This is a genomic window from Sporosarcina sp. FSL K6-1508 (assembly GCF_038007465.1).
Lineage (GTDB): Bacteria > Bacillota > Bacilli > Bacillales_A > Planococcaceae > Sporosarcina > Sporosarcina psychrophila_B.
On the sequence record NZ_JBBOXF010000001.1, the window covers coordinates 1557268 to 1578289 of the forward strand.

At 40.3% G+C, this 21022-nt stretch carries 22 protein-coding genes, 1 pseudogene and 1 riboswitch; of the genes and pseudogenes, 12 read left to right on the top strand and 11 right to left on the bottom strand.

Annotated elements, in window-relative coordinates; translation table 11 throughout:
- Positions 1-11: 11 nt before the first annotated feature.
- Positions 12-719 (bottom strand): class I SAM-dependent methyltransferase, encoded by a 708-nt coding sequence (locus MKZ11_RS07615; protein WP_340793520.1) that lies wholly within the window; start codon positions 717-719, stop codon positions 12-14.
- A gap of 84 nt (positions 720-803) precedes the next feature.
- Positions 804-875: pseudogene (locus MKZ11_RS25040) on the bottom strand (YjcZ family sporulation protein); the annotation flags it as partial.
- A 504-nt stretch (positions 876-1379) separates the two neighbouring features.
- Here MKZ11_RS25040 and MKZ11_RS07625 point away from each other — a divergent pair.
- Together MKZ11_RS07625 and MKZ11_RS07630 are read left to right on the top strand one after the other, a co-directional pair.
- Positions 1380-2219 carry an STAS domain-containing protein gene (locus tag MKZ11_RS07625; RefSeq protein ID WP_340796943.1) on the top strand — a complete coding sequence of 280 codons (840 nt, stop codon included), beginning with the start codon at positions 1380-1382 and terminating at the stop codon, positions 2217-2219.
- Positions 2220-2289: 70 nt separating this feature from the next.
- Complete coding sequence (locus MKZ11_RS07630; RefSeq protein WP_340793524.1) at positions 2290-2616, top strand: YnfA family protein; 327 nt, start codon at positions 2290-2292, stop codon at positions 2614-2616.
- A 1118-nt stretch (positions 2617-3734) separates the two neighbouring features.
- On the opposite strand, the gene MKZ11_RS07635 is transcribed toward MKZ11_RS07630, so the two are convergent.
- Both MKZ11_RS07635 and MKZ11_RS07640 read right to left on the bottom strand, forming a co-directional pair.
- Positions 3735-4220 (bottom strand): DinB family protein, encoded by a 486-nt coding sequence (locus MKZ11_RS07635; RefSeq protein WP_340793527.1) that lies wholly within the window; start codon positions 4218-4220, stop codon positions 3735-3737.
- Between the two features lie 108 nt (positions 4221-4328).
- Entirely contained in the window at positions 4329-5249 is a 921-nt protein-coding gene (locus MKZ11_RS07640; RefSeq protein ID WP_340793528.1) for a S66 peptidase family protein, read from the bottom strand.
- A 285-nt stretch (positions 5250-5534) separates the two neighbouring features.
- Here MKZ11_RS07640 and MKZ11_RS07645 point away from each other — a divergent pair, with 285 nt between their 5' ends.
- From MKZ11_RS07645 to MKZ11_RS07675, 7 genes are all read left to right on the top strand, one after another.
- Positions 5535-6377, top strand: a complete 843-nt coding sequence (locus MKZ11_RS07645; protein ID WP_340793529.1) for a glycerophosphodiester phosphodiesterase — start codon at positions 5535-5537, stop codon at positions 6375-6377.
- Positions 6378-6517: 140 nt separating this feature from the next.
- Complete coding sequence (locus tag MKZ11_RS07650) at positions 6518-7732, top strand: carboxylate--amine ligase (RefSeq protein WP_340793531.1); 1215 nt, start codon at positions 6518-6520, stop codon at positions 7730-7732.
- Between the two features lie 852 nt (positions 7733-8584).
- The gene (locus MKZ11_RS07655) at positions 8585-9220 is read left to right on the top strand and encodes a sterol desaturase family protein (RefSeq protein ID WP_445326982.1); all 636 of its coding nucleotides are present in this window, start codon (positions 8585-8587) and stop codon (positions 9218-9220) included.
- A 113-nt stretch (positions 9221-9333) separates the two neighbouring features.
- Complete coding sequence (locus MKZ11_RS07660) at positions 9334-9969, top strand: DUF3885 domain-containing protein (RefSeq protein ID WP_340793535.1); 636 nt, start codon at positions 9334-9336, stop codon at positions 9967-9969.
- A gap of 167 nt (positions 9970-10136) precedes the next feature.
- Entirely contained in the window at positions 10137-10289 is a 153-nt protein-coding gene (gene fbpA, locus MKZ11_RS07665; RefSeq protein WP_340793537.1) for a Fur-regulated basic protein FbpA, read from the top strand.
- 114 nt (positions 10290-10403) lie between these two features.
- Positions 10404-11855 carry an amidase family protein gene (locus MKZ11_RS07670; protein WP_340793539.1) on the top strand — a complete coding sequence of 484 codons (1452 nt, stop codon included), beginning with the start codon at positions 10404-10406 and terminating at the stop codon, positions 11853-11855.
- Between the two features lie 77 nt (positions 11856-11932).
- The gene (locus MKZ11_RS07675) at positions 11933-13075 is read left to right on the top strand and encodes a DEAD/DEAH box helicase (protein WP_340793541.1); all 1143 of its coding nucleotides are present in this window, start codon (positions 11933-11935) and stop codon (positions 13073-13075) included.
- An 88-nt stretch (positions 13076-13163) separates the two neighbouring features.
- Here the strand turns inward: MKZ11_RS07675 and map are convergent, their stop codons facing one another.
- From map to MKZ11_RS07690, 3 genes are all read right to left on the bottom strand, one after another.
- The gene (gene map, locus MKZ11_RS07680; RefSeq protein WP_340793543.1) at positions 13164-13910 is read right to left on the bottom strand and encodes a type I methionyl aminopeptidase; all 747 of its coding nucleotides are present in this window, start codon (positions 13908-13910) and stop codon (positions 13164-13166) included.
- A gap of 106 nt (positions 13911-14016) precedes the next feature.
- Positions 14017-14133: a hypothetical protein gene (locus MKZ11_RS07685; RefSeq protein ID WP_340793546.1), complete on the bottom strand. Its 117-nt coding sequence runs from the start codon at positions 14131-14133 to the stop codon at positions 14017-14019.
- 62 nt (positions 14134-14195) lie between these two features.
- A complete protein-coding gene (locus tag MKZ11_RS07690; protein WP_340796944.1) occupies positions 14196-14534 on the bottom strand; it encodes a hypothetical protein in 339 nt (112 codons plus the stop codon).
- Between the two features lie 110 nt (positions 14535-14644).
- Positions 14645-14747, top strand: a riboswitch (TPP riboswitch).
- A 79-nt stretch (positions 14748-14826) separates the two neighbouring features.
- Here MKZ11_RS07690 and thiT point away from each other — a divergent pair.
- Positions 14827-15384: an energy-coupled thiamine transporter ThiT gene (gene thiT, locus MKZ11_RS07695; RefSeq protein WP_340793548.1), complete on the top strand. Its 558-nt coding sequence runs from the start codon at positions 14827-14829 to the stop codon at positions 15382-15384.
- Between the two features lie 41 nt (positions 15385-15425).
- On the opposite strand, the gene MKZ11_RS07700 is transcribed toward thiT, so the two are convergent.
- Positions 15426-16160 carry a tryptophan-rich sensory protein gene (locus tag MKZ11_RS07700; protein ID WP_340793550.1) on the bottom strand — a complete coding sequence of 245 codons (735 nt, stop codon included), beginning with the start codon at positions 16158-16160 and terminating at the stop codon, positions 15426-15428.
- A gap of 159 nt (positions 16161-16319) precedes the next feature.
- On the opposite strand from MKZ11_RS07700, the gene MKZ11_RS07705 reads away from it, so the two are divergent.
- The gene (locus MKZ11_RS07705; protein ID WP_340793552.1) at positions 16320-18122 is read left to right on the top strand and encodes a M3 family oligoendopeptidase; all 1803 of its coding nucleotides are present in this window, start codon (positions 16320-16322) and stop codon (positions 18120-18122) included.
- Between the two features lie 7 nt (positions 18123-18129).
- A complete protein-coding gene (locus tag MKZ11_RS07710; RefSeq protein ID WP_340793554.1) occupies positions 18130-18675 on the top strand; it encodes a GNAT family N-acetyltransferase in 546 nt (181 codons plus the stop codon).
- A 101-nt stretch (positions 18676-18776) separates the two neighbouring features.
- On the opposite strand, the gene MKZ11_RS07715 is transcribed toward MKZ11_RS07710, so the two are convergent.
- The 3 genes from MKZ11_RS07715 to MKZ11_RS07725 form a co-directional block, all read right to left on the bottom strand.
- On the bottom strand, positions 18777-19352 hold the full coding sequence (locus tag MKZ11_RS07715) for a beta-class carbonic anhydrase (RefSeq protein WP_340793556.1): 576 nt from the start codon (positions 19350-19352) through the stop codon (positions 18777-18779).
- A gap of 166 nt (positions 19353-19518) precedes the next feature.
- Positions 19519-19659, bottom strand: coding sequence for a hypothetical protein (locus tag MKZ11_RS07720; protein WP_340793558.1), 141 nt, complete (start codon positions 19657-19659; stop codon positions 19519-19521).
- A 108-nt stretch (positions 19660-19767) separates the two neighbouring features.
- On the bottom strand, positions 19768-21000 hold the full coding sequence (locus MKZ11_RS07725) for an aminopeptidase (RefSeq protein ID WP_340793560.1): 1233 nt from the start codon (positions 20998-21000) through the stop codon (positions 19768-19770).
- Positions 21001-21022 lie beyond the last annotated feature (22 nt).

Genomic DNA, 21022 nt, shown 5'->3' on the forward strand with positions numbered 1-21022 from the left:
TTGTTTTATTCTTATGGTAAAAAACATCGAAACACACGAAATCCGATGAATTTATGGTTTTGAGTAATGAAACGATTATGCTCATCCCATAAATCATATAAATCCATAACTATACTTTTTGATGGATTTATATCAGTAACTTCAGTGTTCAGAAGTTCAGAGGGCGTATCAATTATTTCAACTTGTTTAAAACCAGCTTGCTGCAACTTCAATGTCCATTCTTGCTCATTTAGAATTTCACTGACGCCATATAGGCTGTATGCTTTTTTTCTTAATTCATTTGATAGGGATTGTTCTGCCGCCATTTCAATGCAAATCATACGACCGCCACTTTTTAACACCCTGGATAGTTCAGTTAGTGTCTTGGAAATGTCAGTGAATGCGATAACAGACTCGGCTACTATTAAATCAAAAGAATTATCGGGGAGAGCCAACTGTTGTGCATCTCCTTCAATCACTAAGACAGGAGAAGCATTCTCACCGAAGCGCTCTCTCGCTTTCTTTAACATAACCGGATGATTGTCTATTGCTGTAACTTGACACCCGAATCCTTGAGCTAAGAATGCAGCTGTCTGGCCAGTTCCACAACCAATATCTAATACGGATTCATAAGGTTGAATCTTTTCATCTTTCAATATGGATTGTGTTAAAGAAAATCCACCAGGATGTGCACCGCCAATTCCAAAATAAGCTACTAAATCTAAATAGTTATTGAACATTAGGTATTCTCCCAATTTAGCTACATTTTCAGTTTAGTAACAGCCGCCACCGCCGCCACCATATCCACCGTCAAAGCCGTTTCCAACAAAAGCTGCCCCAACGATGATTAGCAGGATAAATAATACAACGATTAACGCAAAGCCCGATCCATTTCCAACGTTTCCTACATTCTCACAGTTTCCAGAAGACATCTGATTTCCCCCTTTCCTCTTGCTGTTAATAGAATATGAGCAAAATTAGAAAATCATAGGGCTAGTTGAAAGATATTTATAGGTTAGAAGATAATGAAGAGTCTTTTTAAACTAAAAGTGTAATGAAGTAGGGGCGGTTTAAAAATAAAAAAGTCCTAGAAATCTTTAGAAAAAAATTACCCACTTCTAGATATATGGCCAATGAAACAATTTATTACTTTTTTTGAAGTGGGGTATTTTTTTAGGGCTAAGCTTAGGTAATAGTATATAATATAGTAAAATTAGAATTTTTGATTGTAATTGTGAGTGGCCAAAAAGAATACTTTTATCAGTTTTTATAGGACCTGCTTAAGATTATTATTTAAATTGCTAGACTTCTGGACACGCATGAAAAATATAGTTTCGTATTCCATGTAAATGAAAAGAAGTGCAATTCATTCAAAAAAGGTGGAGAAAAAAGTGAGAGCAATGGATTTGCAACTGTATGATTATCTCAGTACCAATTTAACTGCTATTTCAGATGAGTGGCTTGCTCAGCGGGAAGTAAATAGAGGATCCATTTATTCGATAGATGCAGGAGGATCTGCTGAGTTATTACTCCGTGAACAAAACCGGTTAACAAATCTTACAGTGACAAGTATACTTTTAAATGATAAAGAAGTTTTTGAATCAAATAAGGAAAAGTGGGCCCGTGAAGTGGCTGAAAGCAGGGTGGAAAGTAATACGCCTATCCCTGAAGTACTGGATGCACTTAGTAAAGCCAGGCAAGTATATTGGACATTTGTCGAGAGGTTTTTAAAGTCCAAGGTAGATGAAATAACCAAGGATGATCTGCTGAGATGGGGGATTGCAATTCATATGGCGTTTGATGAATTGTATATCCACTTTTCTGAAATGTATTATCAGATTACATCCAGCGAACGTTTAGCCCAACAAAACTTGATCGCAGAATTAAGTTTTCCAATTATAAAACTTAATACGTCGATTGGAGTATTACCACTGATCGGTAATATAGATGCAATACGAGGAAAAAGTTTTTTGGAATGTATTCCAGCGAAAAGTGTAAAAATGGAAATCACACATCTGTTTATCGACTTATCTGGGGTATCTATCATTGACACAATGGTTGCTCAGCAAATTTATCCGATTATACAAATCCTGAAATTACTTGGCATCGACTCAACGTTAACCGGAATACGTCCTGAAATTGCACAAACTTCGGTTCAATTAGGAATAAACTTTGCGAACGTTGCTACTTTCAGTTCTTTGCAGCAGGCGCTTAAGAACCAACTAGAAGAAATAATTTAAAAGTACCAGGCGCCTTCAAGTTTAGCGGTGCCTGGTACTGTTTTTTGAATCATGAAAGGGTGACTTTACGTTGATTACAGTCATACTGCTATTTCTGTTTGCAGGACTAGCGGAAATTGGTGGAGGCTATCTGATTTGGCAGTGGTTAAGAGAAGGAAAGCCTGCTTACTTAGGGCTTATTGGAGGCTTTGTTTTGGCTTTATATGGAGTAATTGCGACATTTCAACAATTTCCGACTTTCGGTAGGGTTTATGCAGCTTATGGGGGAGTATTTATTGTGCTATCTGTTCTTTGGGGATGGGGAGTCGATAAAAAGATGCCGGATACATATGATTGGATTGGGGCTTTGATTTGTATAATTGGTGTTTCTGTTATGTTATGGGCACCGCGAAGTTGATGATTAAAAAGGGCATATAACTCCTATGAGTAGGGGCATTTAGCAAAGATTATACAAGTAAAAGTGTGACACTATATAGAAAGGCAGACTGTCTTAAATTCGAAAAGGAAATGCTATACAGAAGGAGTGAGCAGCTCTAATTGATCTGAAAATCCCTGTACAGAGGGCATCTAATGCTTTATCACCAAATTAAACAGTCATTACTATATATATTTTGAACAAATGAATACGGCGTATGCGCTTTACAAGTGCTTTTGGGAGGCCACTGAAAAATCCCTAATACTTGGAGTGGATTGTAATACCTCCTAATACCGCTTCGACGCTTTGTGGATGGTCTATTTGAGAAAGCGCATTTCATTTTCGAGGATGGGACCTACAACCTGGAGTGACATAAATCGATCGAATGTGATCAACGAATGTCCCAATACATGAGGAATGAATTAGAAATCCTTCTAATATCGCTTCGGCGCTTTGTGGATGCCTCCCGCGATAAGCCAGAAAGAAGACCACTTTCAGTCTTATCACTTCGGCTACCACGAAGTCGCGCCTGCGCTGGATGGTCTATTTGAGAAAGCGTATTTCATTAGCTGTGATGAAATCTGCAACCCAGAGTGCGTCTTTCTTGACTATAATTATATATGTTGAACAATTGAATCCGGTGTAAAAACTGAGCGAAGGCGCCTTAACAGGGGTAGCCGAAGCCATAAGACTGGCGGCGAAGCTGCTTGGCTTATGGCGGGAGGCTACCCCTAGCGCCGTAGCGGTTCAATGAAATTCTTTATTTCAATATATAGTATCGAATAGTAATCACCTTATAATCTCGGCATATACATCTCAAAATCACATTTCTCCTGATAATCAACACTCTAGCGCAGGCGCGGCAAAGGGGTCGCCGAAGCCGTAAGACTGGATGCGAAGCGCTAATCCAGGCTTATGGCGGGAGGCATCCCCAAAGCGCCAAGCAATCTGCAATCCACATCCCCCAATTACAACTCTTTCATTATTGAGCACCACAGCAGATTCAATGGGATTCTTTAATTCAACATTTGGTTACTCAATACATGTGCTAATATCCATCAAAAAAAAGAGCTGGAGTTTACTCCGGCCCTTTGGTGATTTCATACTAGCTTTTCTTTTACTTCTTCAATTTGAGCCAAATGTCTTTTTTCATGCAGTCCGATAAATGGAATCCATTGTTCTAAGCTAAGGTCTCCAAATACTGGATGCGGGTAAGTTCTTTGCGCTAATAATGTTTTATCTGCAGAAGCTACCAGAGTATTTAAGTTTTCTCTAGACGTTGTGAGGTTACTTTTCATGTTTGTCAAAGCAATAAAGTCGTCAGAGGGAGTCGCAAATGAAGGGGCAAGTACTTTCGTTGAACGATCCGTCGTAAATTGTATCGGCTTGTCAACAGTGGTTTTATTTTCACCATTGGCTAACTGGTTTGAAAGAGTGTGAACAATAGCGCGTTCCATTAAATACAAATGATTTAGCACCTGCATGATACTCCAGCGTCCCTCTTCCACCTGTTCATTCAATTGTTCATCTGACAAGTTCTCTACACTACGCAAAACAGCTTCTCTGATTTTCTTGTTCTCTTCCATTAATTATTCCCTCCATTCAATACCCTTTATTATATCGCAAAAGCACCTTATACAATAAATGATAGGATTGGTTGAGGGAACACGAAATGCAGAAGTTCCATGTAGGAGTTAATTTACAGCTGCTTCCAACACAGTTAATGTATGGTTAGATGTGTTCATATTCAAGGATACGCCAATAGGAATTGTTGCTTTGTATGTACCATGTGCAGTTGCTAGGTTGGACATAAGTGGTTTACCTAATGGAACTAGAAATTCGTTGATAAGATCTTTATAGGACTTTCCATATGCATCCTCACAATTCGTACATTCCCCCATAATAATCCCTACACAATCATCGAATTTCTTGGCTAACAAAAGATGGTTTAAATACCTGTAAACTGTGTTAATCGGTTCATGGGTTTCTTCAAGTACGAGAATTTTCCCTTCTGTATTGATTTCAAAAGACGTTCCTAACGTACCTATGAAAGATGTGAGATTGCCTCCAATAACGGGACCGGTTACATTTCCGGGAACTAAGCTTTCGATGGACATACCGGGTGGATTTTTAATCTCCCAAGGTGCGGTTAATGTTGAAGTTGCCGAGAAGAATTGGTTGAAGTTATATGCCGGGGTGCGTGTAGTAAAATCTAGAAGGAGAAGGCTTTGGAAAGTAATTAAATCCGCATATTCGTACAATACATTTAGTAATACCGTAATGTCGCTGTATCCTGAAACTATTTTCGGGTTTTGAGCTATGATTGAGAAATTAAGGAAAGGGAGAATACTTGCTACGCCAACACCCCCTCTCGAAGGTAATATCCACTTAACTTCCTTGTTCTGAAACATCTCCATTAAGTCTGACGCCATTTGCTCTGGTGTTGCTGCGATATAGCCGTTCGATGAATAAACATGATCCCCTACAAGTACTTTAAATCCCATATTTCGTAACGTAGTTATTCCTTCATTTATTATACTTGCTGCCAATGGGCTTCCTAACGTAACAATTCCAACAGTATCCCCAGACTGCAATTGACGAGGTTTTGTTGCCATATGTTGCAACTCCCTTCTCCGTAAACATGTACATATTATTCAGTGTATGGACAAAAGGAAAGCGTCATAACTAAAAGGTGAAGGCAAGTTTCTAATAGGAATGCTTATATAAAGAAAAATGTCTTTTAAAGGAATATAAAATGTGAATAGTTAAATTTATTTGGAAGTTTTTGTATCATTATACCTAGTTGGAAAATAACATTTGCAGGTCCTTTCGCATATGCTATAATAAATAAAAGAATGATTTGAATAGTCAGTATTCAATATCTGATATGGGGTCATACTATGAGAGGATCACAGAAAAAGAAATTACTATTCATTTTCGTAAGTCTATGTATGTTGCTTTTAGTTGGCTATGAGGCTCGACCTTTCAATTATAAGGAAATGGAAGGGATGATTAGCATTGCGCATCGTGGTGCATCTAATTTAGCACCAGAAAACACACTAGCCTCATTTCAAAAAGCGCTGGAACTTGGTGCGGATTTCTTGGAATGTGATGTTCATTTATCGAAAGATGGAGAACTTGTCATAATGCATGATGACAAAGTAGATAGGACAACAAATGGCTCTGGATATGTGAAAGACTATACGCTATCCGAATTAAAAAAACTGGATGCAGGTGGGAAATTTCATTCTTCATTTGCGGGTGAGCAGGTTATTACATTAAATGAATTGTTTGATGAATTTTATGGGAAAGCGGGTTTATTAATAGAAATTAAAAAACCGGCCAAGTACCCGGGTATTGAGGAGAAAGTAGTTGCGTTGCTGAGCGAATATAAGGATTTGAACGGTATTATTGTTCAATCTTTTGATATCGAATCTATGAGAAAAATAAATAAGCTACTTCCCGAATTAGAAGTGGCACTTCTTATGAAGCCGTCTATCCAGCACCTCTCTTCTCAAAAATTAAGTGATCTAACGTCCTTTGCGACGTACATTAACTTTAACGTCTCGTATGTTAATAAACGTGTGATCGAACAAATACATAATCAGGGTGGAAAAGTATTGGTCTGGTCAACGAAAAACCAAGCATGGATCGATAAGGCTTATCAATACGACGTTGACGGTATTATTACAGACTTTTCAATCTGGCCAGTAGAGGGATCGATTCAGCTGGTGCAAGATTAATTTATCCGACAAGTAAATCCAGTACCAGCCATATCAGGCCAGTACTGGATTTACTTATTTGTCAACTCCCAATTGGCTTTCTTGACAATGAAAAACTGGAACCATACACTTATGAATAGAAAAGATAGTTGGAGGATAAAATGACAAATCAAACATTCATACCAATCATTATCGGAACAGACATGAATGCCTACAACATGGCGATATCATTCCATGAAGAGTATGGCATCAAACCGGTTCTAGTAGGCAAAGAACCTTTATCATTCACCAGTTTAAGTTCAATTATAAAATGTATAGAACTCAATCCGAAACTGCCAGAAAAACAAGTATTCGTGCACTTCTTGAAAAAAATTGCTGCCAAGTATGCGGAACCAGGCAAGAAAATGCTTCTTGTCGGGACGAATGACCTTTATGTCCGGATGATTATTGAGAATGCGGACGAGCTTAAAAGTGATTTTGTGTTTAATTACATACCAGAACCGCTTATGAACGATTTGCTCGTTAAATCAAATTTCTATAAGTTATGTGCTGAACACGGAATCGATGCACCGGCTACCTATTTCCATTCATGTCGGGACGACGAGCCGTTTACAGAAGATGTCACGTTCCCGATCATCATTAAACCGAGCAACGGTGTGGAGTATTATAAGAATCCGTTTGCAGGCATGGAAAAAGTGTATAAGGTCGATTCCTACGATGAAATCCATGCCGTTATCAAAAAGATTAAAGCGAGCGGCTATCAAGAGGATCTCATTATCCAGGATTATATTCCTGGGGACGATACATATATGTGGGACTCCGTTTTCTATATGAATAGCCATGGAAAAGCTGAACTCATCACTTTCGCGCAAGTCGTGCTGCAAGAGCATACAGTGACTGCAATTGGAAATTATACAGCGCTCATCACCCGATATGATGAAGAGATGATGATGAAGCTGAAAGGGTTCCTAGAGGCATTGAACTATGTAGGCTACGCGAACTTTGACTTGAAATACGATGAGCGTGACGGTAAGTTCAAAGTGTTTGAAGTGAATATCCGGCAAGGACGTTCAAGCTACTATATCACGGCTTGCGGTCATAATATGGCGAAGTACTTGGTCGATGACGTTGTACACGGTCAACAGAAACCGTTGACATTGCTGAATGAAAAGTTCTTGTTCACAGTCGTACCTAAAATCGTGCTGAAAAAGTTCGTATCAAACCCAGATGTACTAAAAGACGTGAAAGCATTGCTTCGAGCGGGTAAATACGGCAATCCTTTGTTTTATAAAAAAGACCGTCATTTCAAGCGTAAGTTATATTTATTCGCCAGACAAATTAACTACTACAAGAAGTATAAGAATAGTAAGTGGTGACGAAAATGCCCTATACCAACCGTATAGGGCATTTTTTATTATATATGTTAAATTAAAGAATCCCATTGAATCCGCTGTGGCGCTCAATAATGAGAGAGTTGTAATTCGGGGTGTGGATTTCAGATCGCTTGGCGCTTTGGGAATGCCTTTCGCCGCGTCTGCGCTAGGATGTTCATTATCGAGAGAAATGTGATTTTGATATGTATATGCCGAGATTATAAGGTGATTACTATTCGATACTATATATTGAAATAAAGAATTCCACTGAACCGCTACGGCGCTAGGGGATGCCTCCCGCCATAAGCCAGATGAGGTATTCTTTAACCTATCTGAAATAACCTCTTGGCATTAACTGTATAATTTCTGCAAAGAACGCAGAAATTATACAAACCGAACTCTTCGTTGTTCGGTTGGCTACCCCTGCTAAGGCGCCTTCGCTCAGTTTATATACCGGATTCAATAGTTCAACATATTTATTTTAGTCAAGAAAGACGCAATCCAGGTTGCAAATTTCATCACAGCTAATGAAATGCTCTTTCTCACATAGACCATCCAGCGCAGACGCGACTTCGTGGTAGCCGAAGCGTAATTAGTAGGAATTCTGATTCATTCTTCATGTATTGGGACATTCGTTGATCACGTTAGATCAATTTATGGCACTCCAAGTTGTAGGCCTCATCCCCGAAAACGAAATGCGCTTTCTCAAAGACCATCCAGCGAAGGGGCGACTTCGTGGTAGCCGGAGCGATATTAGTAGGAATTCTGATTCTATCCATTGTAAAGCGCCTATGCCGTGTTCATTTGTTCAATATATATAGTGATTGAGTTATCAGAATTATTATTATATAATTAATGGAAAAGGAGGATAAATTTAACGTGAAAAAGTATGTGAAGGAATTTGCTGCATTCCCTGATATAACTGTCATGTTTATCGTTTTATTACTATGTGCTTCCCTTACCTTGCCCCATGTATTATTTTACGGGACGTGGATTGCTTTAATTATCGGGATGTTGACGTATGCAACAAGCGAATACATTGTACACCGCTTTTTATTTCACATTAAAACGCCTGAAAATCCATTTTTGTTGAAGATGATCAAACGTTTACATTATGATCATCATGTCGATCCGGATGATTTGAAGTTATTATTTTTGCCATTATGGTTCAGTATTCCTGGATTTATAATTTATTCACTTATCGTTTATTTCAGTACAGGTAGTATCGGGCTGACAACCGCATTCGCAACTGGACTGATTACTTATTTCGTCTACTACGAATGGAAACACTATATAGCACATAAGCCTATTCAGCCTCGCACCAAAATGGGTAAAAATATTAAGAAACATCATCTTCTGCATCATTTTAAAAACGAGAATTACTGGTTCGGTGTCACTCATACGTCATTTGATAAAACACTTGGAACATTTAAGGAGAATAAGGAAGTGGAGAAGAGTCCAACTGCTCGTAATTTGGAAAATAGAGTATAGGCTGAAAAAAGGTTTCCCTGGAAAAATCAGGGGAACCTTTTTGGTAAGCCAACGTAATAGTAGTAGTAGGAAATACGATTAAAATGTATTTATAACGATAGGAGCTATAAAGTATGAATCTAGAAAAGTTTATGGCAACTAACTTCCCGAACTTAATCCTTACACCACCTTTGTTTTACAATTGCGATACTGGTATCCGATTTGAATTAGGGGTGGATTGGAAAGGTAAGGAAGAAAGTGTTTATCTTAAAGGCGTGTATGAAAGGACTATAACTTTGTTTAAATCTTTGCATAGTGAAAATGATGAAATTATGATTGTGGTAAATGTAAACGACTTCGGAGGTAAATGGGCATTCCGTGGCAGATTGAACATCTTCTCACGGTATGTAAGAGATAAGGCTATTTTATATAAATTGCAGCATAAAATAATACCTTACATCATCCCGGAAGATAATGAAGAAGGCAAATACAAAACACATCGCTTTGTACTTAAATGTAAAACCTCCGACATTAAATATGTCAGCCTTTTAAAAGCGATATGCAACACCGATATGGGGATAAAGCCGAGTATTGATGATCGAGTCTATTTCATAAATATAAAAAAAGAAACCATCTTTCATGTTTATGATGATAGAGGCTGTGATTTAGTGGCTACTTCTCCGGAAACTCTCCGGGAAGTTTACACTGAATATAATGATTGGATATTGGATTATGATCGAGAAAAGATTGATAAAGTATTTACCATGTAGAGATGAATAATGGTAAATCTGCTAACAGCGGGCAGCCGAGTAGCAGCTAAGGGAAAATGTATCTTCTTCAATAGCCTATGAAGTGAAAAAAAGCGATTTTCATGTTTAGGATGAATTAAATAAAGGAATACATAGTGTGGATTCGACATCAAGGAGGAAATTTCAGCATGAGAAGGATAGAAGAAACACAGATGGATTTAAAGAGAGAGGAAATTATTCAGAGACTTGTAAAAAAGGGTGTTTTTAAATTACATGGTAAACAGCTTTACGAACTTCCGTTGTACGCACTTATGAAAGCATATATAGTACGAACTGAATAATCCCATGCCGGCTGGAAAGTCTCCACATGCCGGCATTTTTATATGGGGCTGTCTTATGTTTAAAGAATTGAGGTAAACTGGTGGTATAAGCTTAAGGATGTCGGGGGTTCTATGATGCTAAATGATAAATTGAAAAAGTTTCAAAGCGAACAACTAGACGAAACAACAATTTCTGCCCTGCAAGAGAAGATGGATAGCGGAGAATTAACTTCTGAGGAAATTACGCTTATGTATATGGATATGATTTCCCGTCGTAATAAAAACGTGAATGCGGTGCTGGAACTGAACCTGCAAGCAGTACAAATCGCCAGAGCGTTAGACGTGGAAAGAGCAGTAAAGGGACCACGCTCTCTGCTTCATGGTATTCCGGTGTTATTGAAAGACAATATGGGGACGAAGGATAGGATGCATACGAGTTGCGGGTCTCTTGCATTTAAGGACTTCTATGCCGCAGAAGATTCCTTCCTAGTTAAGAAATTACGTGCAGCAGGCGCAGTTATCCTTGGCAAGACGAATATGACGGAGTGGGCAAACTTCATGTCGGACCGGATGACGAACGGCTGGAGTTCACGCGGTGGACAAGTGAACAATCCTTATGGACTATTCGATGTTGGGGGGTCAAGTTCAGGTGCTGGTGCTGGTATTGCTGCGAATCTGGCGGTAGTAGCAATCGGTACGGAGACGACGGGGTCAATTCTCAATCCGTCCGCGCAGAACTCACTTGTAGGTATTAAACCGACTGTCGGAGCGATTAGCCGTACAGGAGTGATACCGCTTTCTTATACACAAGACACTCCGGGACCCATGGCAAGGACTGTGAAAGATGCAACAATTACATTTAGTCTACTGATTGGCCACGATCCGGAAGATCCAGTAACAGAAGAGGCAGTTCGTTTGGATGGAGTTGATTGGATGTCTCTCCTCGATACAGCGGCGCTTGAAGGCGTCCGTCTTGGTGTAGCACGCGCGATTTTTGAAAGAGAGGCATCGACAGAACGTATGTCTCTTTTTGACATAGCCCTTAAAGAGCTTGAAGCTGCTGGAGCTATCATTATTGATGATATCGATTTAGGGACGATGGAAAATGATCTTGGTTATAACGTACTTCTTTATGAATTCAAAGCAGCGTTGAATGCTTATCTGGGGAAAACACCGGCGGCAAACCCAATCCGTACTTTGTCAGATGTTATCCGTTTCAACAATGAACATGCAGAAGAGACATTGAAATTCGGTCAAGTGATGTTAGAAAAAGTGGAGCGGACAAGCGGAACGCTGACTGAACGTGCCTATATCGAAGCATTTATTCGGAATCGCCATCTTGCAGGTGAAATTGCGCTTGGAAAAGCGTTGGAAGAGCACAATGTACAAGCGCTTGTATTTCCTCAAGATCATGGATGCAGTTTTGGAGCGGCGGCAGGGTATCCATCCATTACCGTTCCGGGGGCTTATTCCGATGCTGGTGAACCGTTTGGTATCACTTTTTCGGGGAAAGCATTTACTGAACCGGAATTGATTGGCTATGCATATGCGTTCGAACAGCGGGTCAACGCAAGACGGAAACCTTAATCAGTTTTGTCAGAAATAGAGTGTATAAGAGCCTGTTATGATAAACTGAGAGGAATAGAGTGAAGGTGGGGATAATAATGTCCTTCTTAGAAAATATGGACGATATGTTTAAAGAGAAATGGAAATTTGACTATGAGATGCCTATCCAAGAGAAAATGATTCCAGAGATGCTTGAAGGAAAAGACATAGTTGCAGAATCGCCGACTGGTTCAGGTAAGACGCTGGCATTTGTATTACCGCTTCTACAATTGGTTGATGGCGATAAAAAACAAACGCAGGCGCTGATTATTACGCCGTCACAGGAGCTGTCGATGCAAATAGTTAACGTCATCAGGGAATGGGTGACCGGAACAAGTATCACGGTTACACAACTAATTGGTGGGGCTAATATGCAGCGCCAGATAGAACAATTAAAGAAAAAACCATCAATTGTGGTAGGAACACCTGGCCGTTTAGCGGAACTCATCAAAGTGAAAAAGTTAAAGATGCACGATATACGCCACATTGTTCTCGACGAAGGTGATCAGCTTTTGGCGCGCGATCATCGTGTCGTTGTAAAAAATATGATTGAAGCAGCAAACCCGGAAAGACAAGTTGTAGCCGTCTCCGCAACAATTACAGATGAAATTGAAATTGTTGCTAGCAAGTTTATGACTGATCCAATCCGAATCCAGGTAGGCGCGGAAGAGATGCCGAAATCGGGTAAAGTTGTTCATTCGTTTGTAAAGACTGATGCTCGTGATAAAACGGATGTCTTGCGCGGAATTTCTTATTTAAAGGGAATTCGTGCCCTTGCTTTTATTAATAATGTGGATCAGCTTCGTATGAAAGAAATGAAGCTTAAGTATAATGAAGCGCCGATTGCGGTTCTTCATTCAGAAATGACGAAATTTGAAAGACAGCAAACATTGGATAGTTTCCGTAAAGGCGAGCTTCGAATTTTGATAGCGACAGATCTTGCAGCACGCGGTCTAGATATTGACGGATTAACGCATGTCATCCACGTTGACGTGCCGCATACTGTTGAGCAATACTTACATCGTTCAGGCAGAACAGGGCGTGCAGGCGGAGACGGGGAAGTGCTGACGCTGTTATCATACCCTGAAGAACGGGATTACCGTAAGCTGACTAAGGGAATCAAAACGGTCCAAAAAGTCTGGTATAAAGGCCACTTAGCAGAAGGAAATTCAAAAACAATCGCAACTACTAAAAAGAAATAGTAAAAAGGGCTATCCGGAAATCCAAGTACATTGGATTTCCACGGATAGCCCTTTTCTATATTTGTTGAAAGAAAGCACCACACACTGATTATAGTTGTGTCAAAATGATTGGCTCGCCTTTTGTAACGATGATTGTATGCTCGATTTGAGCTACGAGGGATTTGTCCGGTGTAATGAACGTCCAACCATCTCCTGATTCGATAATATGCTCCGCTTTTTCAGAGATAAAAGGTTCAACTGCGAGAACCATTCCTTCTTTTAAAAGCGTCTTATCCCAAGCGTCATAATAGTTGAGTACATGCGAAGGTTCTTCGTGCAACGCTTTACCGATACCGTGGCCAGTCAAGTTTTTGATGACTTTTAAGCCATGTTCTTTTGCTTCGCGTTCAACTGCTTTACCGATTTGATTTAAGCTAGAACCTGCTTTAACTTTTGTCATTGCACGTTCAAAAGCACTTTTAGCCACATCGCATAATTGCTGTTTCTTGTCATCGGGTGTACCAACGACAAATGAAATGCCTGTGTCAGCAAAATAACCATTGTAGGAACCAGAGACGTCAATATTAACAAGATCTCCGTCTTCTATGATGCGTGAACCAGGCATACCGTGGGCAACTTCACTGTTAACGCTGATGCATGTAAAGCCAGGAAAATCATACTCTGCGATGGGTCCCGAGATTGCACCTTTCTCTTCGAATAGGCGTCCTCCAATATCATCGATTTCTTTCGTCGTTTTACCGGGGACGGTTGCTTCTTTCATCGCTTCCCTGATTTCAGCAACAATTTTGCCGATTTTTTTTAACGCTTCAATTTCTTGCTCAGTTTTTGCAATCATTATGCACAAGTCCTTTCTTCCGTTCATTCTTTTTCATACCATACTATATCATAATGAGGTGAACAAAAATGCCTGCAAACTTTAAAAATGTTTGCAGGCTTTCAATTTATCTTCGTGGAATTGTAGTACCAGCCGCTTTTTTTTTCGACATCACTTTTCGTACAATCGGATAGACGACGGGTGCCCATTTTATAGCGGTTTTCAGTAATCTGCCAAGTTTCATCAGAAATCACTCCTAGATAAAGCATTTCTTACTTTTTCCCGTAATGGCTGTTTTGTAAACATTTATCTCAATACTTTGACGCCTTGAAATACGTTCCAAATAAGAATAGCCAATAAGAGTATTCCGTAGACAAGCATGAAAAGAAGGGGAGTTAGTTGCCAAAAGCCGAAATTTCCGCTCGGCATCTCATCCATGCTGTACGTAAAGGAAAACATTGAAAAAGAAAAAATGACTAATCCCGCAATAAGAAGTACGGTAGGAACAAGATGGGAAACAAATGAGCGTTTTGCGTGGGTTTTTACTTCCCGGTCGTCCGTAACGAAATAAACGATGACAGGCAGAAGTAAAGGGGCGAAAAAAACGCTAAAATAGCATAAGGCAGCTAGTAGTTTACTGTTCATCAAAGATATCCCTCCATTGTACTTTTACTATATCGGATACTTTCCATCCTTATTAATCATCTTGCTTAAAGGGGGGCCATCTTATACAATGTAATGGACAACTGAATTACTGGAACCACAAGGGGTGCCTATTTTGGCTGAGATTGGACAAGTTGTCCTGACCCTTAGAACCTGTAAGATTATTCTTGCGTAGGGATGTGGATGGAAATTGACATATTCGATGTCCCATCTATCCGGGATGTCTTTTTTTATGGCCACATCCTACGCTGAACTGGTAGGGGGAGGAATAAAATTGGAACGGAAAAAACTTCAACTTTTACTTGAGGTAGCTATTTTAGGTGCGATTTCATTTGTACTTGATCAGATTGGTTTTAAAATGCCACAGGGTGGGTCGGTGACACTATCGATGTTACCGATTGTCATCATGGCATTTCGTTGGGGCATTATGGGCGGCATGCTGACAGGGTTCGTATCAGGTGTATTGCAACTTCTGATGGGTGGATTTGTATTAAACCCTATACAGGCGGCGCTCGATTATTTCGTCGCTTATACGCTCGTCGGAGTAGCTGGTGTTACGCTAGCATGGCTGTTAAGCAGTAAAGCAAAAGGTAACAAAGGATCGATGGTTACTGCAATTGTCATAGGAACAGTCATCGGTGGTTTTCTTCGATATCTAATCCACTTTATCGGGGGAATCGTATTCTTTGCTTCTTATGCACCCGAAGGACAGCCTGTATGGCTTTATTCATTACTTTATAATGCAAGTTACATGATACCGGCAATTATTTTGGCAGCGATTGTAACGTCTTTATTGTTCACTACAGCACCGCGTCTTCTTGAGCGTAAATAAAAAATCGCCGTTTTCTCCTTTGTTGGAGGACGGCGATTTTTTTATTTTGTAGAGGTAAGTGATCTTCTTCTAAAGAAAATAGAGGCTGCGATGGAGGCAGCGAGAAATAGGGCTGCAGCTGAAACGAATAATTCATCTCCGCCATTTTTTACTGCAATGCCAATAAATGCCCATATGAAAACTGCGTTGAATGCTATGTCTGCATAATGGTACAAAAAATGAAGAGCAATCGCAGTAGCAAACGTTAGGTAGATAACGGTCCATAAAGGATCACTTAGACCCCACCCAGACCACTCGTGCAACGTCAGGACATAGCTGACGTTTGCAATGGTGGCGACAAAAGTCCAGCCAAGATAGACAGCAATCGGACCTCTTTCGTAAAAATGATTATCTCTTTTAGAGTACGTAAAGTAAATGGTCAATAGCGTGACGAGAAGTAGTACAATGACAACAATCGTCCATTCAAAAAAGCCAAAATGCCAGAGCAGTATCCAAGCAATGTTAAATAGGCAGCTGGTCACAAATAGGACAGCTCTTCGGGTAAATAACGCATGTTCAACTGTTGCTTTGTTTCGCATGAAGCCATACAACCAGATAGCGAGAAGCAGGTAAATAACTGCCCAAATTGAAAATACATAACCTGCTGGTGTAAATAGCACTGGTAAGCTATTTGAAATTTCCCCAGTTGTTTTACCGTTGATAGGCATTATATTCGCAGCTGCATTGACTAGGATAACTGCAATGAGCGAAAAAATCATAATCATAATTCTAAACATATTTAAATCCTCCTACTGAACAGTATACAGAGGAATGGGAGAACCTGCGAAGGAAAGTATGAACCTTCCGTCACAATTGTAATATTTCGCTTCCCGAATATTCATGTTATAATCAAGAGGTGTTTTTGGAAAATTTAGAATGAATCAGGGGGAATTATAATGACGCAAAAAATGTATTCAGAAGTGTGGGATCTTGATGTGTTTTTTAAAGGTGGAAGTGGATCACAAGAATTGCGAACACACTTGGATAATCTGAAAGAAAGTCTCAGTTCATTAGAAGAAACGGCATCTGCATTTCTAGTTCCTAAGTCAGCAGATGTAGCAAAAGAAGTGTCAATTCTAATTGAATCCCTGAAAGAGGTTGCACTTAATCTGTCGCAAGCAGGCGCTGTTATCGGGTGTTTCCTTGCGGCAGATACAACAGATAAAAAAGCATTACAACTGCAAGGTGAAACGGGCGCACTTGGGGCACGCTTTTCTACGGTCGGGCTTAAAATTAGGCAAACACTTGCAAAAGCGGATGAGGATACATGGAATGGGTTAATCGAGTCGGACGAACTCAAAGAGTTTGCATTTGTACTGAACGAGTGGCGTGAAGAAGTCGAATTGAAACTATCCGAACAGGAAGAGAGTTTAATTACCTCACTAAGCGTCGACGGCTATCATGGCTGGGGGCAGTTATACGACATGCTCGTCGGCGATATAAAAATAAAAATTGAATTGGCTGGGGAGCAAAAAGAACTTTCTGTAGGCCAGGCGAATAACCTAAGTTCACATGAAGATGCAAACGTACGAAAAAGCTCATTTGAGGCATTGGAAGAAGCTTGGGAAGGGAAAGAAGATTTCTTTGCATCGGCTTTAAATCACATTGCTGGCTTTAGACTGGAAGTTTACAAAAAACGAGGCTGGAATTCGGTATTAAAAGAACCTCTTCTTCGTAATCGGATGAGTGAAGAAACACTTGATGCGATGTGGGGAGCAATTGGTGCAAATAAAGCGCCGTTTGTCGAATACTTAAAGGTGAAGGCGAGAATGCTAGGTACTGAAAAGATGAACTGGTATGATATTGATGCACCAGTAACAGCATCGACAAAAAAGATGTCCTATCAAGAAGGCGCAGAATTTATCTTAAAGCATTTTGGTGAATTTGGACCAGAGTTAGAAGCGTTTTCCCGTCAGGCTTTTGAAGATAGCTGGATTGAGGCGGAAGACCGTCCGAATAAACGTCCCGGCGGTTTCTGTACGGGTATGCCGGTGTCCGAACAGTCCCGTATATTCATGACCTATAGTGGCACCATGTCAAATGTTGCAACACTTGCCCATGAGCTAGGCCACGCGTTTCATTCATACGCGCTGCGCCCCGTCCATTGGATGAATCGTCAATATGCGATGGGAGTAGCTGAAACAGCATCGACATTCGCGGAGATGATTGTCGCAGATGCTGCAGTGAAAGCCGCGGAAACGAAGGATGAAAAAATTGCGTTGCTGGAAGACAAAATTCAACGTAGTGTAGCATTCTTTATGAATATCCATGCAAGATTTCTTTTCGAAACAAGGTTCTATGAAGAACGCAAAAATGGTATTGTGCCGGCAGCTAGATTGAACGAATTAATGGCAGAAGCACAACAAGAAGCATACGGGGATGCTCTTGATACAGTTCATCCGCATTTCTGGGCTTCGAAACTCCATTTCTATATTACGGGTGTGCAATTCTATAACTTCCCGTATACGTTTGGTTATTTGTTCTCCTTGAGCATTTATGCGAAAGCTTTAGAAGACGGCGCAGGATTTGAACAGAAATATATGGCGCTTTTGCGGGACACTGCAGTTATGAGTGTTGAAGATCTTGCGATGAAACACCTTGGTGAGGATATTACAAAACAAGAGTTCTGGGCAAAAGGCGTAGCACTATGCGTGAAAGATGTAGAGGAGTTCTTGGAACTTACTTCGGTAAAAGGGTGAATATGAATTGATTTTGCTTGAAGGGCAAACTTGTTACTTACGAATATTGACGGAGGAAGACGCCTCTATCTTTACAAAATTGCTGAAGGCTAATATTGAATATTGGTCTATTTTCGAACCGCGGCATGAAAGCAGTTATTTTACTGTAGCAGTCCAAAGGGAGAAAATCAGGGAGTCGATTTATCAAATGAGGGACCGCAGAGAGTATAACTTCGGAATCTTTGAGTCGGCCACCAGTAAGCTGATTGGCCATATCTCGCTTTACAGCATCAAAAGACTCCCTTTTTCCAGCGGTTTTGTAGGCTATTCAATCGATGAACGTGAAACGGGCAGGGGTATTGGCACGGAAGCAGTCAACCTTGTCACTAAATTTGCTTTCGAGAAAATCGCCTTACATCGGGTAGAGGCCTATGTGTCTCCCCGTAATGGCGGCTCGTTAAAAGTTCTGGAGAAGTCCGGATACCTCCAAGAAGGACTGTTGCGCAAACTTCTATACATTAACGGTGTTTGGGAAGATCATTATATTTACGCAATAGTGGAGGATGATTTTTGAAAGGGTAAGAGCGCATTGCGGAGATTATCAGCTAAAATAAAAAGCCGGTTCCTGTAAAAAAGGAATCGGCTTTTGTATATTTCCCGGGAAATAGGTCGAATTTATTTTACGGTATTAAATTTGTAGCCGTCAACAATTGTATCGAGTTTTCCAGTATCAGGGTGGACAACAAGTCCATGGACAGCTACTTTTTTATCCATAAGGGGATGATTCCGTACAGCATCGACACTCATCTTGACGCTTTCAATCACATCACCAAACCCATGCAGCCAATCTTCCATATCGACACCCGAATACTTAAGCGTTTTAAAAATGTTTTCATCAATCCCGCGATGGACCATTTTTTCTATAATACGCTCTGTATCGACAGCGCTCATTCCACAATCGTGATGTCCAACAATGTAAACTTCATCGGCCTGCAGTTCGTAAACTGCCACTAGTAGGCTTCTCATAATACCACCGAATGGATGTGTGACAACTGCGCCGGCACTTTTAATGATTTTCGCGTCGCCATTTTTTAAGTTCATCGCCTTAGGCAATAATTCAGTCAGCCTTGTATCCATACAAGTCAGAACTACAATTCGTTTGTCGGGAAATTTTGTTGTTGCGTACTGTTCATACTTTTTTTCGGTTACGAATGTTTCATTAAACTTAAGGATTTCTGAAAGAATTGTCATCATATACTCCCATTCTGTAAGTTTTTATTTATCCCGCCTTAACGAGAAATTCAAGATTTGAAGGAAAGCAGAATAATCAGTGGTGAATGAAACCCATTGATTTTTTAGTTTGGTTTTATCATACTAGAAAATATATAAAAAGAAAAGAGTTGCCGAGAGGCAACTCTTAGAATTTCGTATCTGGTTTTGGATCAATTGTAGAAGCGTCAGCAGATGGCATAGCTGAAGAAAGATAGTGCATTGTGAACGTTGCTGCCATACCGAGACAAACTGCGAAACCGATAACTGTAGTGAACATCAAGCCCATATATATGACCCCTCTCGACTATGATAATTTGATACTGTCTTCATTATACAATAAAAAACCAAAAGTTTTAAGGGTTTCATAAAATGTTTTTAGTAATTGTGACGTTTCTTAGAAAGCCCAGTTACCTTTGCGGAATACTGGCTCTGTTGAACCATCGTCATGTATCCCATCAATATCCATATTATCAGAACCAACCATGAAGTCAACGTGAGTAATAGATTGGTTCAAACCATTTTCCACTAACTCTTCACGTGACATTGTTTTGCCGCCTTCAATACAAAATGCATACGCACTCCCAAGCGCAAAGTGATTCGAAGCATTTTCGTCGAACAGTGTATTATAGAAGAGCAAACCTGATTGTGAAATCGGTGATGCATGGGGAACAAGGGCGACTTCACCAAGATGTTTTGCGCCTTCATCGGTATCAATCAGACGTTGTAGGACGTCTTGCCCCTGTTCGGCGGATACGTCAGCAACTCGTCCATTTTCAAATGTAATTTTGAAGTTATCGATGATATTGCCGCCGTAGCTTAATGGTTTAGTACTTGATACATAGCCATTGACACCCGTTTTCAAAGGAACAGTGAATACTTCTTCCGTTGGCATATTCGCCATGAAAGTGTGTCCCTTTTCATTGACGCTACCAGCTCCGCACCATAAGTGGCCTTCTGGCAATTCAACGATAAGGTCAGTGCCAGGCGCTTTATAATGAAGTTTGCGATATCTTTTTTCATTCAAGTAGTCAACTTTAGCATGCAAATTATTATCATGGTTAACCCATTCTTGTACAGGGTCTTGCTTGTCTGTACGGACTGCTTTGAATATAGCAGTCCAAAGCGCAGTAACCTGTTCTTCTTCCGATAAATCCGGGAACACTTTAGCTGCCCATGCTTTGGAAGGAGCAGCTATTACAGTCCAACTGATTTTATCAGACTGTACGTACTGACGATATTTGTCGAGTGCAATACCCGTGGCTTTTTGGGAATCTCCAATGCGCGTTGAATCGATGCCGTTTAATAGGTCGGGGCTTTGGGAAACGATGCTCATGAATGCAGCCCCTTTTTCCGCAAGTTGTTCGCGCTCCATTACTTTCCATTCAGGGAATTCGGAAAAAGAGTCGGCAGGCGCTTTTTCGAAACGAAGTCGGGAAACAGTATCATCAGACCAATCTACAAATACTTGACGCGCACCTGCATCGTACGCATTTTCGGTGACGAGACGGACGAATTCTGCAGTTTCAGTAGACGCGCTGATGTAAAGGTATTGGTTAGGTTGAATGTTGACCCCAACCTGCACTGCAAGTTTAGCGTAGCGGGATAGTTGTTTTTCAAAAGTGGACATGAATAATTACTCCTTTCTTTAT

Excerpts from the sequence above, each read along its gene's own strand:
- MKZ11_RS07615 (WP_340793520.1), bottom strand. The coding sequence starts at position 719 with ATGTTCAATAACTATTTAGATTTAGTAGCTTATTTTGGAATTGGCGGT.
- MKZ11_RS07625 (WP_340796943.1), top strand. The coding sequence starts at position 1,380 with ATGGATTTGCAACTGTATGATTATCTCAGTACCAATTTAACTGCTATT.
- MKZ11_RS07635 (WP_340793527.1), bottom strand. The coding sequence starts at position 4,220 with ATGGAAGAGAACAAGAAAATCAGAGAAGCTGTTTTGCGTAGTGTAGAG.
- MKZ11_RS07640 (WP_340793528.1), bottom strand. The coding sequence starts at position 5,249 with ATGGCAACAAAACCTCGTCAATTGCAGTCTGGGGATACTGTTGGAATT.
- MKZ11_RS07645 (WP_340793529.1), top strand. The coding sequence starts at position 5,535 with ATGAGAGGATCACAGAAAAAGAAATTACTATTCATTTTCGTAAGTCTA.
- MKZ11_RS07650 (WP_340793531.1), top strand. The coding sequence starts at position 6,518 with ATGACAAATCAAACATTCATACCAATCATTATCGGAACAGACATGAAT.
- MKZ11_RS07655 (WP_445326982.1), top strand. The coding sequence starts at position 8,585 with ATGGAAAAGGAGGATAAATTTAACGTGAAAAAGTATGTGAAGGAATTT.
- MKZ11_RS07660 (WP_340793535.1), top strand. The coding sequence starts at position 9,334 with ATGAATCTAGAAAAGTTTATGGCAACTAACTTCCCGAACTTAATCCTT.
- fbpA (WP_340793537.1), top strand. The coding sequence starts at position 10,137 with ATGAGAAGGATAGAAGAAACACAGATGGATTTAAAGAGAGAGGAAATT.
- MKZ11_RS07670 (WP_340793539.1), top strand. The coding sequence starts at position 10,404 with ATGCTAAATGATAAATTGAAAAAGTTTCAAAGCGAACAACTAGACGAA.
- MKZ11_RS07675 (WP_340793541.1), top strand. The coding sequence starts at position 11,933 with ATGTCCTTCTTAGAAAATATGGACGATATGTTTAAAGAGAAATGGAAA.
- map (WP_340793543.1), bottom strand. The coding sequence starts at position 13,910 with ATGATTGCAAAAACTGAGCAAGAAATTGAAGCGTTAAAAAAAATCGGC.
- MKZ11_RS07685 (WP_340793546.1), bottom strand. The coding sequence starts at position 14,133 with ATGAAACTTGGCAGATTACTGAAAACCGCTATAAAATGGGCACCCGTC.
- MKZ11_RS07690 (WP_340796944.1), bottom strand. The coding sequence starts at position 14,534 with ATGAACAGTAAACTACTAGCTGCCTTATGCTATTTTAGCGTTTTTTTC.
- MKZ11_RS07700 (WP_340793550.1), bottom strand. The coding sequence starts at position 16,160 with ATGTTTAGAATTATGATTATGATTTTTTCGCTCATTGCAGTTATCCTA.
- MKZ11_RS07705 (WP_340793552.1), top strand. The coding sequence starts at position 16,320 with ATGACGCAAAAAATGTATTCAGAAGTGTGGGATCTTGATGTGTTTTTT.
- MKZ11_RS07715 (WP_340793556.1), bottom strand. The coding sequence starts at position 19,352 with ATGACAATTCTTTCAGAAATCCTTAAGTTTAATGAAACATTCGTAACC.
- MKZ11_RS07720 (WP_340793558.1), bottom strand. The coding sequence starts at position 19,659 with ATGGGCTTGATGTTCACTACAGTTATCGGTTTCGCAGTTTGTCTCGGT.
- MKZ11_RS07725 (WP_340793560.1), bottom strand. The coding sequence starts at position 21,000 with ATGTCCACTTTTGAAAAACAACTATCCCGCTACGCTAAACTTGCAGTG.